This is a genomic window from Romboutsia sp. Marseille-P6047, assembly GCF_900604535.1.
GTDB lineage: Bacteria > Bacillota > Clostridia > Peptostreptococcales > Peptostreptococcaceae > Romboutsia_E.
On sequence record NZ_UWOT01000013.1, the window covers coordinates 37,864 to 50,291 of the forward strand.

Sequence of the window (12,428 nt, forward strand, 5' to 3'; positions counted from 1 at the left end):
TATTTATTACTTGTTTATAACTTCTTTTAAAGATTTTCCAGCTTTGAATACTGGAGCTTTAGAAGCTGGTATTTCTATAACTTCTTCTGGGTTTCTTGGGTTTCTACCTTGTCTAGCAGCTCTTTCTCTAGTTTCGAAAGTACCAAATCCTACTAATTGAACTTTGTCACCTTCAACTAAAGCTTCTTCTACTGATTGCATAAATGCGTTTAATGCAGCTTCTGCTTCTTTCTTAGTTAATTCACTTTTTTCTGCCATTTTTGTTACTAATTCAGCTTTGTTCACGGTTCTTACCTCCTAAAATGTTTATAATATAGAATATTTATTATTATATTTTTACTATTCTATATATTTGGCGATTTTCCTTCTTTAAACTACTGTAATTTAGCTTTTTCCCAAAGTTTATCCATTTCTTCTAGTGTCATATCCTCTAGATTTTTATCTAAATTTATTGCACTATCTTCAATGAATTTAAATCTCTTTATAAATTTATTATTCGTAAGATTCAAAGACTCTTCTGGATCTACCTTTAAAAATCTTGCTAAGTTTACAATAGAGAACAGCAAATCTCCTAGTTCTTCCTTTATGTATTTTATATTTCCTTCTTTACATTCGTCAAGTAATTCTTTATATTCTTCTTCAATTTTTTTATATACATTGCTTATATCATCCCAATCAAAGCCTACAAGTGCCGCTTTTTTTTGTATTTTTTCAGCTTTTATAAGTGCTGGAAGATGATTTGGAATTCTAGATAAACCTTCAGTTACTGTCGATTCGCCTTTTTCTTTCTTTTTCAAATCTTCCCAAGTTTTATCAAAATTATTCATATCTACTTCAATATTTTTAAAAACATGTGGATGTCTATATATAAGCTTATTACATATACCATTTACTACTTCTGATAGATCAAAGAATCCAGTTTCTTTACCTATTTGACAATGGAAAATAACTTGTAGAAGAATGTCTCCTAATTCTTCAATAATTTCATCTATATTATCATTATCTATAGCTTGACAAAGTTCATAAGCTTCTTCAATGATATATTTTTTTAAAGTTTCATGATTTTGTTTCTTATCCCAATCACAACCATTAGGACCTCTAAGTTCTGACATTATTTCTTCTAAATCATGTACTGTATTATACATTTTTTTAGAACTTTTCGGTATGTATACACTAGTTAAGTAGTTAAATAAATTATCTCCTCTGTCTAATTCATGTAATGGTACATACTTCTTACTCTCTAGAGTCTTAACACCTGCGCCATTTACTATACATACTTCTTGATCATAATCATAACATTCCATTAATCTCAACTTAACATTAGATGCTATAAATTGATCATAGACTTGAGTTATTATCATACTCGTATTTGTATCAATATATGAATTTTCTATTTCAAAAGCATCTACTAACTTAAATCCATCAGCTGGATCTATTGCTAAGTAATTAAACATTGCATCTACAAAACTCATAGAAGCTATTACTTCAACTTCTATATTTTTTATCTTTGCAATTTCTTCTATTTGACTCACTGTTCTTTCTGCAACTCTTGGATGACCTGGCACTGCATATACTAAGTCACCTTCGTTAGATTTTTCTATAATAAACTCTGCAATTTCTCTATATACATTTTCAAAATTATCTTCATTTTCATAAAAATAATCTAAGTTGGTATATGTTATATTTTCTTTTAGTTTATCTACAGTTGGATGTTTTTCAGTTCTTAGATAAATTCTAGAACTTGATTTTAAAATATCTAATGCACCTTGGCTGATAAGAGATATATCTCCTGGTCCAAGCCCTACGATACTTATCTTGCCCATAATACCACTCCTATAGCACTTTTTATGTTTTAAGTATTTCCTTGTATTTTCAGATCTATACTTTTATTATCTTATAAGATGAAGTTTTCTTAAAACTTTATAAAGTTTTTCACCTTTTGGCATAATTAAAATTTCTTCTTTAGTTATTCCGCCTATACCTAATAATACTAGTACATATACAACTGCACCTATAACTATTGATATTACTGTAGCTAAAGAGTTTCCTAATCCAACACTATTAGTTATAAGACCATATGATAATTTAACCGCTGCGAACATAGTTACAACAGTTATTAATGGCTTTATTACAAATTCATTTATACCGAATTTTACGCCCATATATTTTTTTACAAAATGTATTTCTATTAATGAAGCTACTGCATATGCTGTAACTGTTCCTAACCCAGAACCTAATACATTAATATCAGGGTCTACAGTTAACGTATAACTTATTGCTATTTTAAATATCATACCTACACTTAGAGCTAGTACTGGTACCATTGGTTTTCCCATACCTTGAAGAATCCCATTTAAACTGAATATTAACCCTAAGAATATAATGGCTGGTGATATTGTAAATAATATAGTTCCTAAAGATGCTGGTTCTTTAGGATATAATAATTGCATTATAGGTCCAGCTAAAGATGCTATACCAAATGCACAAGGCAGTACAACTAATAAAGTAACCTTTATAGCACTTCTAGTTTCTTTTCTAGCTTTCTCTACTTTACCTAAGGCAAATGATTCTGATATAGATGGAACTAAACTCATTCCTATAGCAGAAGTTATAACCGATGGTAAGTTTACTATAGCCATTGCCATACCTGTTAATTGACCAAATAGCGATACTGCCTCTGTTCTTGTAAATCCACCTTCTACAAGTCGTCTTATAACTACTATATTATCTATCATGTTTACTAAAGGCATTACAGAAGCACCTATTGTAATAGGTATAGCTACTAATAATATTTTCTTTAATATTTTAGATACACTTTCATCTTTAAATCTTTTACTAGCTTTTATATCAGCCTTACGTTGTTTACTTTCTTTTAGGTAAACAATTATTAAATATGTAATTGATCCTATTGATCCTATTGTGGCACCTGCTATAGCACCTGCTGCTCCCATTTTAGGTCCACTTTGTTGCATAAAGTAATAAGCCATTGCTATACCTAATATAACTCTGAAAAACTGTTCAGTAACTTGAGAAATAGCAATCTTACTCATATCTCTTTTTCCTTGGAAGTATCCTCTATAAGAAGACATTGCTGGAACAAATAATAATGCAGGTGCTATTGCTAGCATTGCATAATATGCATCTGGATTTTTCATTAAATCAGTTACTATATAATCTGCTCCAAAGAATAATAAACAGAATGATAGCACACCTGTTATTAATAGAACTGTGTATGCTACTTTAAATATTTTATTGGCTCCTTTATGGTCACCTATTGCTGTTTTTTCTGATACTAGTTTAGCTAATGCTGTTGGGAAACCCGCTGTTGCTAGTGTCAAAAATAAAGTATAAACTGGATATGCTGCTTGGTAATATCCCATACCCTTTGACCCTATTAAGTTTCCAAGAGGTATTCTAAAAAATGCACCCATTATTTTAACAACTATACCTGCAACTCCAAGTATAATTGCCCCCTTTAGGAAAGAGTCTTTACTTTTGTTACTTTCCATAACTCAACCTCCATAAATTTTATAACAAATTTTAATATATCATATATTTATTAATGTATTCAAGATTTTAGTCATTAATAATTCCCACAAAGTAGAAAAGATCCTAATATTAGGATCTTTTTCTCTTTTATTGAACTTGTTTTCCTAAGAAATTAGAAGCAATCTTTAAGATTTTTTCTATTCCTTCCGGAAGTGTTTCATTATCTTTAGAAACTACTGTTATAGATCCGATACAATCCCCAGAAGTACTTACTATAGGCATTATTATCTGATTTGTATAATCTAGTGAATCATCTTTATATAGCGGTAATATTTTATTATCTTTAAGAGACTTAGTTTCTCTATTTTCTATTAATTGCTCTAATTCTTTACTTATACTTTTTTCTTTATAATCTTTTTTAGGTAATTTACATACAGCAATTATTGAGTCTAAATCCGTTACTACTATACCACAACCAAGTACTTCTCCTAAAGTCTCCGAATACTCTTGTGAAAATTCACTTAATTCTCCTATTGGAGAGTATTTTTTTAATATTACTTCTCCATCTTTTGCAGTAAATATTTCTAATGGATCTCCTTCTCTTATTCTTAATGTCTTTCTTATTTCTTTTGGAATAACTACTCTTCCAAGATCATCTATTCTTCTAACTATTCCTGTAGCTCTCATTATATTTTTAATCCCTCCATTGATAACTTTTAAGTTTATTTTTACCAATCATAAGAAAAATATGCAAAAAAGGATACGATGATAGTTTTTTGTACCTTCGATACAAATCCCTTATTAACGTATCCTTTTAGGATGGATAAAATAAATTCTAAAACTTTATATTTCTATTTTACCTAATATATCTTTGTTTATTTCTACTTTTGAATCTGATTTTAGTTTTTCAACTTGTTCATTGTACTTTTCACTAATTAAGTTTGTTTTTATCGTATCTTTTACATCTTCAAACGGTTGTTGTTCATCTACTTTGTCTGTAACTTTTATTATGTGATACCCATAACTTGTTTCTACTATATCCGATATCTCTCCAACATTTAATTTCCATGCTGCATCTTCAAATTCTTTTACCATTTTTCCTTTTGCAAAGAATCCTAATTCTCCTCCATTTTCTGCAGTTCCTGCATCTTGTGAGTATTCTTTAGCTAATGCTGAGAACTCTTCTCCAGATTTTAATTTCTCCAATACTTCTTCAGCCTTTTTCTTAGCCTCAGCTTTCTTTTTATCACTTAAAGCATTTCCCTGATCATCCATTGTTTTTATTAGTATATGTGATGCTTCTACCTCATCAGTATGGAATTCTTCTTTATTTTCGTCGTAGTATGTTTTCATTTCATCTTCTGTTATATCAATATTTTTTTCAAAGTTTGCTTTATAATTTTCACTTGCTAAATCTCTTTCAAACTGATATTTTAAGAAATTATCATCTACTCCCAATTCATCTAATTCTTTTTGATAATCTTCATTTTCTTTTATGCTTGTTTTGAAATCTTCGATTGCTTTATTTACTTCATCTTCTGTTGCAAGTAATTTTTCATCTTTAGCTTTTTGATATATTGATTCTGTATATACCATTTGGTCTAATATCATTTCTTTGAATTTTTCTCTGTATGTAACTCCATCTTCAACTTCTTGATCCCAAATAGTATCTCCATAATAAGCTTGTATAGATTGCTTATTTAATTCTAATACTATTTGATAATTTCCTACAGTTATTCCATTTCCATTTACAGTGGCTATATTCTCCTCTTTATCAATTTTACTACTGCTACACCCTATCATGCTCAATCCTAAGATTGACGACATAATTAACATCCCTAGTTTTTTCAAAATACAACATCCTCTCTTTTTGTTTTATTGTTCCTCTTTCACATCACACATTTTTTCTAAAAGTTCCTCTAGCTCTGTAACAATTTTATATCCAACCTTTTCTTTAGTTTTATATTTTGTTAGAGGAAGTAACCATATTTCATCTTTGACTTGTCTTACTTTTTCTATTTTCATTTTTTTACATAGAGATTTTATATATGATATTTTTAGTAAAGTTTGTACAGATTTTGGTAAGTCTGAGAATCTATCTTCTAACTCTTCTTCAACTTCGTGCATATCTTCTTTACTTTCAATAGATGCTATTTTTTTATACATCTCTATCTTAGTAAGCTCATCTTGTATATAAGTGTCTGGTATATATGCATTAACACTTAAATCTATTTCTACATCTATTTCTTCTACTATAGGTTCACCCTTTACTTTTCTTATAGCATCATTTAACATTTTCACGTATAAATCATACCCTATAACAGCCATATGTCCATGTTGCTGTGAACCTAATATGTTACCAGCACCTCTTATTTCAAGGTCCCTCATAGCTATTTTAAACCCTGATCCAAATTCTGTAAACTCTCTTATGGCTTTTAATCTTTTTTCTGCTATTTCACTTAATACCTTGTCCTTTTCATACATAAGATATGCATAACCTTGTCTAGAACTCCTTCCAACTCTACCTCTTAACTGATAAAGCTGAGCAAGTCCCATCTTATCTGCATCATATACTATCATAGTATTTGCATTGGATATATCCATTCCTGTCTCAATAATTGTGGTGCAAACTAAAACATCATATTCTTTATTCAAGAAACCTAGAATTATATCTTCTAAAACTTTAGATGTCATTCTACCATGTGCCACAGCTACATTTGCATCTGGTACTAATCTTTTTATTCTACTAGCCATTTCATCTATATGTTCAACTCTGTTATATACAAAGAATACTTGACCACCCCTAGCTAATTCTCTTTCAATTTCATCTTGAATTACACTATCTTTGGATTCTGTTACGTAAGTAATAACAGGATGTCTCTCTTGTGGTGGTTCTTCTATTACACTCATATCTCTTATTCCACTTAGTGACATATGAAGCGTTCTTGGTATTGGAGTTGCAGATAATGTAAGTACATCAACTGTTGATTTAATTTGCTTTAAAGATTCTTTGTGCTTAACTCCAAATCTTTGTTCTTCATCTATAACCACTAGACCTAAATTAGGTAAATTTATGTCCTTGGAAATAATTCTATGAGTTCCTATTAAAACATCTACTAATCCTTTTTTAGCATCATTTATTATTTCCTTTTGTTGTTTAGCTGTTTTAAATCTACTAAGAACTTCTACCCTTATTGGATAATTTTCAAATCTTTCCTTAAATGTATTGTAATGTTGTTGTGCAAGTATTGTTGTAGGAACAAGAACTGCAACTTGCTTTTGATCCATACAAGCTTTAAATACGGCCCTTATAGCTACCTCTGTTTTTCCATAACCAACATCACCACATATAAGTCTATCCATTACCTTACTTGATTCCATATCTTTTTTAGTTTCTTTAATAGCTTTTAGTTGATCTTCTGTCTCCTCATGAGGGAATAATGATTCAAACTCATGTTGCCATGGAGTATCTTTAGAGAATTTATATCCTTTTACTTGTTCTCTTTTAGCATAAAGCTCTATAAGGTCTTTAGTCATATCTTCAATTTCTTTTTTAACCTTTGCTTTAGCTTTGGTCCATTCGCTAGATCCAAGTTTATTAAGCTTAACTTTTTCTGCATCAGCACCTATATATTTTTGTACCTTATCCATCTGGTCTATTGGTACATATAGGTTGTCTCCACCTTGGTAGATTATCTTCATATAATCTTTCTTTATTCCATTTATAGATATTTGCTCAATGCCAGTATATCTACCTATACCACTATTTTCATGAACAACATAATCACCTACATTCAAATCTAAGAATGATTCTATCTTTTGACCTTTTTTCTTCTTCTTTTTATTCTTAGAACTTGATACCCTTTTGTGAACTCCTATCATCTCGTTATCTGTAACTACTACAAATTTTATAGATTTATATTCAAACCCGCTGCTAATTTGTGCTGGAGTTATAATAACTTGAGAAGACTTAATTTCAATATCTCTACTTTTAGATACAGTGGTTTCTAAACCTAAATCTAATAGTTCCTTATTTAACTTCTTAGCCCTATCTAAAGTGTTAGTGGCTAGTATTATCTTAAATCCATTATACTTTAATCTATTTAATTCTTCTGCTAGTACATCTAATTTAGCATTAAATGTTGGAACTTCTCTAGATTCAAAATTTATTATATTACTTATCTTAAAATCATTGACAGGCTTTGGTAATAAAGTATTTAATATTAATTTTTTATCACCCTTTATAAAATCTAAATCATTATAGTGATATAATAAATTACCTTGGCTTTTAAGAGCTAATCCTCTTTCAAGGTTTAATTTATAATTTTCTTTAAATTCATCAATATAATTTTCACATCTTTCCTTAAGCCTTGAGATATCATTTACAAAAATGACAGCATTATCATTTAGGTAAGTGAATATACTCTTGTTTTCCTCAGGATAAATATAATCTATATAATTTTCTATTCCTTCAAAATAAGTTTTAGTCTCTATATTATCTATGTTAGAAAAAACATCTTCATTAGTTAATTCACTAGTTTCTTTTTTTAATTTTTCAACAGCATTGTTAACATTCTCAGGATAAATAAATTCTCTAGAAGGTGTTATTGAAAATTTCTTAATTTTATCTATAGATTTTTGTGAAAAAACATCAAAAGTTCGTATAGAATCTATTTCATCATCAAATAGTTCCATACGAATAGGATTATTATATTCTAATGAAAATATATCTACTATTCCACCTCTTATACTAAACTGCCCAAATCCTTCAATTTTAGATACTCTTTCATAACCTAGAGATACTAATTTTTCACTTAATTCATCTAGGTTTACTCTATCCCCTATTTTAAAAGTTGATGTGTTATTAAGTAAAACTTCTTTTGGAATATACTTTCTAAGTATAGCTTCTGTAGAAGTTACTACTACTATTTTTTCTCCTTTAGCTAATCTCAATAATGTTTTAAGTTTTTTAGCTTCTTCATTTCTATCCTTTGCATCTAAGTGATAAAAATAGATATCTTGATGATTAAGATAAACTACTTTATCTTTCATATAAAAACTTAAATCCTCATAAGCTTTTTTTGCCTCTAAATCTGTACTTGCTACAAATACCGTAGGCTTATTTAATTCTTTATATATAGAGTAAGTTATATGAGGTTTTTGCACTGACAAAAGGCCATTAATTAATAATGAGCCTTTGTTATTGTTTGTGCAATTTATTACATCTTTATATTCATTGGAATTTTGCAAAGGGTAAATTAGTACGTCATTCATATATGATCCTCCCTTTTTTATCCATTATATTTATTCATAGCTAAATCAATATTTTCTCTTATCATTACATCTATTGCTTTAGCTGCTTTTTCTAGTCCTAATTCTACATCATCATTTTCTTCTTTTCTAAATCTTGAAAGAACAAAGTCTGCTAAATCTTGACCTGGTCTAGGTTTTGATACACCCACTCTTACTCTTGGGAAATCATTAGAACCTAAACACTTTGTAATAGATCTCATTCCATTATGAGTTCCACCACTTCCTTTTTTTCTTATTCTTATTTTACCAACATCTAAATCTATGTCATCATATACTACTATTATATTTTCCATATCTACTTTATAGTAATTATAGATGTCTATTAAAGTTTCTCCACTTAAATTCATATATGTTTGTGGTTTTACTAGAAGAACTTTTTCATTTCCAACTCTTCCTTCTCCTATTAATGCCTTATGTTTTATTTTCGATACACTTATGCCATATTCCTTCGCTAAAATATCTATAACATCAAATCCTACGTTATGTCTTGTTCTCTCATATTGTTTTCCTGGATTTCCTAATCCTACTACTACATACATATTTTATCCTCCTTTTATAATACTCTATTTACTATATTAAAATAGCTTATTAATAAGCTATTTCCTGTAAGTATTATTAATATTGTTGCTAATGATATAAATGGTGCAAATGGTATATTTTCTTTTATTGATTTCTTTTTTGTCAAAATCATGTATATACAATATATAAATGCTACTATGTAAGATAAAAATATCAAATATACGCTATAATTATGACCTAATGTAAGAGAGCATAATACAAATAGGCCTATATCTCCATCGCCTAGACCTTTGGTTATTTTAGCTAAAATAAATGAAATTATGAACCCTATTAATGGTGCACTTATATGTGTATTAAAATCTTTTTCCATATTCATTGAGCTTATTAAAATTACACCTTGAATAATTATACCACTAAGTACGCTTATATCATATATATAACTATTCTGATAGGCAATTATTGATATAACTAATAAAAAAGGAATTATGAATATGTATCTTATAGCATCTGGCGTTAATCCGTATTTTTGGTAAATTAATATAGATAGTGATATAGTGAGAAAATATATTATAGATGTATTATATGTAATTTTATTTATTTCTTTGCTTTTTATGTGTAAATATTTATTTGTAAAATAGGCTAAAATTGTTGATATCGTTATAGTATAAATCATACATTATTTTTTATGTATTAGTAAGTAGGATTTAGTTTTATATTTTAATTTTTAATTAATATTGATTTTTTTATACTATAAATAAAAAGAATCTCAAGTTTGAGATTCTTTTTATTTCCATACCCTTTTTGCACCAAATAACTCTTGAACATACCCATATAAAGAAACTGGTGACATTATCATTTGATAACATAATATAAATAATGCAAATCCTATGAAGTTTTTCCTTACTCTTAGATTTAAATTTTTAAATACGACATTGGCTTGATAATGATATAAAATCCAAAAACTAACTAATGTTAAAGGTAAAACTAACAACATCATAGGTCCTACAATATAATACTTTTTAAAGAATAATGCTAATATTAATCCTGGTATCCAAAAGAAAGTATAACTAAAATCCATATATGGAATAATTAAATCTATTCCAGTTAAAAACTTATAAAACATCGATGGCTGTTGCCAAGGTTTAACTTCTCTAAGACCTTCTATCATGCCTCTCGCCCATCTAGATCGTTGCTTAACAAAGTGAGATAATTTAACTGGAACATCTGTAAAAGCTACTGCCATAGGCTCAAAATATACTCTATTTCCTTCACTTAATATTTTCCAAGTTAATACAATATCTTCACCTATAGCATCTGACCATCCACCTACATTTTTTACTACTTCTGTTTTATATAATGAAAAAGCACCTTGTGCTACTAAAGTACCTTGATATAATCCCTGCATTCTTTTTACTGATGCTATACTTAAAAAGTAATCCCATTCCTGTATTTTCGCTAATAAATTTTCCCTACTATTTCTAACTAACATAGAACCTGCTACTGCACAAACATCATCTGGTGATGTTTTAACTCTAGAAACTAGATATTTTATTGCGCTTTTATGAATTATAGTATCAGCATCTAATGTCATTACATATTTTGTTTTCACATATTTTAATCCATAATTAAGAGCATTAAATTTACCTGGTTTTGATTCATGTAGTAGCATAATATCCATATTTAATTCTTTTTTAGCTCTTTCAACTTCTTTACTTGTGTTATCTGAAGAATTATTATCTATAACTATCGTATGAATTTTCCCCTTATAATCTTGATTTTTTACATATCTTAAAGTTTCAAATATTCCAATTTCTTCGTTATAAGCTGAAATTATCAAGGTTACTTCATCTCTAGGGTCTAGTACTTTTAATTTGGGTTGTTTGTCTAATATTAAACTTCCAACTAGAAATGCGTTCATGAATCCTGGTACATATGCTACCCCTGCTATTATTATAAATGCTATAAGTGGTGTTGTTATTGATGATAATTCATTTAACCATAATTTTGATACTTCATAAGAAAATATAACCCAAAGTATACTTATTAATATACTTATAAAGAATTTAGTTTTTACACTTAAATAAAAACCGTTATTTTTATTTATCGTATTATTCATCTGTATCCTCCGTTGTAAAAAATATATTTGTCTGAAATCCCCCTTGATACAGATAGCAATTTATCTAAGCAGTTTGTCTTTATTTCATATATAAAACATTTATCCTTAAATAAAACCATTATATATTTTAAGTTAACATATATCTATATGTAATTTTAACCATAAAAAAATAAGGTACCTTTATAGATACCTTATAACTATATAAATAAACTCGAATACCAATTTAATATATGATTCCCGTATAACATTGTTATTAATGCTCCTACTGAAATAAATGGACCATATGGTATCATCGAGTTATATTCTTTATTTTTTATTTTGCTATGTAGTATTGTTATTATCCCATAAATAGCACCTACATATACACTTAGTAACACTGTCAGTAATCCACCTTTTAGTCCTAGGAAAAATCCTGTCATGGCAAAGAATTTTATATCTCCTCCACCCATAACTTCTTTTTTAACTATAAATTCTATTATATATATTATTAATAACATTCCACCTCCAGATACTATAGCACCTACTATACTATCTTTTAAAGGTACTCCTATTCCAAATAACTTTAATACTAATGCTGATATTATTCCAAATATTATTATCTCATCTGGTATTATGTAATGGTCTATATCTATGAATGTTATTATTATTAATATTGATGCTAGTACTAAATAATATATAGTTTCTAGTGATATTGAAAATGTATTAAATACTACTAAGAATAAAATTCCAGTTAAAAATTCTACATATGCATATCTAGATGATATTTCTTTTTTGCAATATCTACATTTTCTACCTGATATTAAGTAGCTTAATATTGGTATTAAGTCTATAGGTTTTAGTCTTGTGTTGCACGTGGGACATTTTGATGGTGGATTTACTATTGATTCATTTTCTGGAATTCTGTATATGCATACGTTAAAAAAACTTCCAAAAACTATTCCAATTATAAATATATAAAGTTGTAGTATCAATTCCATATTTTTCTCCATTT

Annotated in this window: 10 protein-coding genes; all 10 read right to left on the bottom strand. The window is 28.2% G+C overall.

The window, feature by feature from the left end; genetic code table 11:
* Positions 1 to 6: 6 nt before the first annotated feature.
* The 10 genes from EIH23_RS12465 to EIH23_RS12510 all read right to left on the bottom strand — a co-directional run bounded on the left by EIH23_RS12465 (position 7) and on the right by EIH23_RS12510 (position 12,414).
* On the bottom strand, positions 7 to 285 hold the full coding sequence (locus EIH23_RS12465; protein WP_122640635.1) for an HU family DNA-binding protein: 279 nt from the start codon (positions 283 to 285) through the stop codon (positions 7 to 9).
* 89 nt (positions 286 to 374) lie between these two features.
* Positions 375 to 1,823, bottom strand: coding sequence for a nucleoside triphosphate pyrophosphohydrolase (mazG, locus tag EIH23_RS12470; RefSeq protein ID WP_122640637.1), 1,449 nt, complete (start codon positions 1,821 to 1,823; stop codon positions 375 to 377).
* 66 nt (positions 1,824 to 1,889) lie between these two features.
* Positions 1,890 to 3,509, bottom strand: coding sequence for a putative polysaccharide biosynthesis protein (locus tag EIH23_RS12475; protein ID WP_122640639.1), 1,620 nt, complete (start codon positions 3,507 to 3,509; stop codon positions 1,890 to 1,892).
* A gap of 127 nt (positions 3,510 to 3,636) precedes the next feature.
* Entirely contained in the window at positions 3,637 to 4,176 is a 540-nt protein-coding gene (locus EIH23_RS12480; RefSeq protein ID WP_122640641.1) for a stage V sporulation T C-terminal domain-containing protein, read from the bottom strand.
* Positions 4,177 to 4,332: 156 nt separating this feature from the next.
* On the bottom strand, positions 4,333 to 5,325 hold the full coding sequence (locus tag EIH23_RS12485) for a peptidylprolyl isomerase (protein WP_279265929.1): 993 nt from the start codon (positions 5,323 to 5,325) through the stop codon (positions 4,333 to 4,335).
* Positions 5,326 to 5,364: 39 nt separating this feature from the next.
* A complete protein-coding gene (gene mfd, locus EIH23_RS12490; protein ID WP_122640644.1) occupies positions 5,365 to 8,763 on the bottom strand; it encodes a transcription-repair coupling factor in 3,399 nt (1,132 codons plus the stop codon).
* A gap of 17 nt (positions 8,764 to 8,780) precedes the next feature.
* The gene (gene pth, locus EIH23_RS12495; RefSeq protein WP_122640646.1) at positions 8,781 to 9,341 is read right to left on the bottom strand and encodes an aminoacyl-tRNA hydrolase; all 561 of its coding nucleotides are present in this window, start codon (positions 9,339 to 9,341) and stop codon (positions 8,781 to 8,783) included.
* A gap of 14 nt (positions 9,342 to 9,355) precedes the next feature.
* On the bottom strand, positions 9,356 to 9,994 hold the full coding sequence (locus EIH23_RS12500; protein WP_122640648.1) for a prepilin peptidase: 639 nt from the start codon (positions 9,992 to 9,994) through the stop codon (positions 9,356 to 9,358).
* A gap of 111 nt (positions 9,995 to 10,105) precedes the next feature.
* Entirely contained in the window at positions 10,106 to 11,437 is a 1,332-nt protein-coding gene (locus tag EIH23_RS12505) for a glycosyltransferase family 2 protein (RefSeq protein ID WP_122640649.1), read from the bottom strand.
* Positions 11,438 to 11,634: 197 nt separating this feature from the next.
* The gene (locus EIH23_RS12510) at positions 11,635 to 12,414 is read right to left on the bottom strand and encodes a prepilin peptidase (RefSeq protein WP_122640651.1); all 780 of its coding nucleotides are present in this window, start codon (positions 12,412 to 12,414) and stop codon (positions 11,635 to 11,637) included.
* Positions 12,415 to 12,428: the final 14 nt, after the last annotated feature.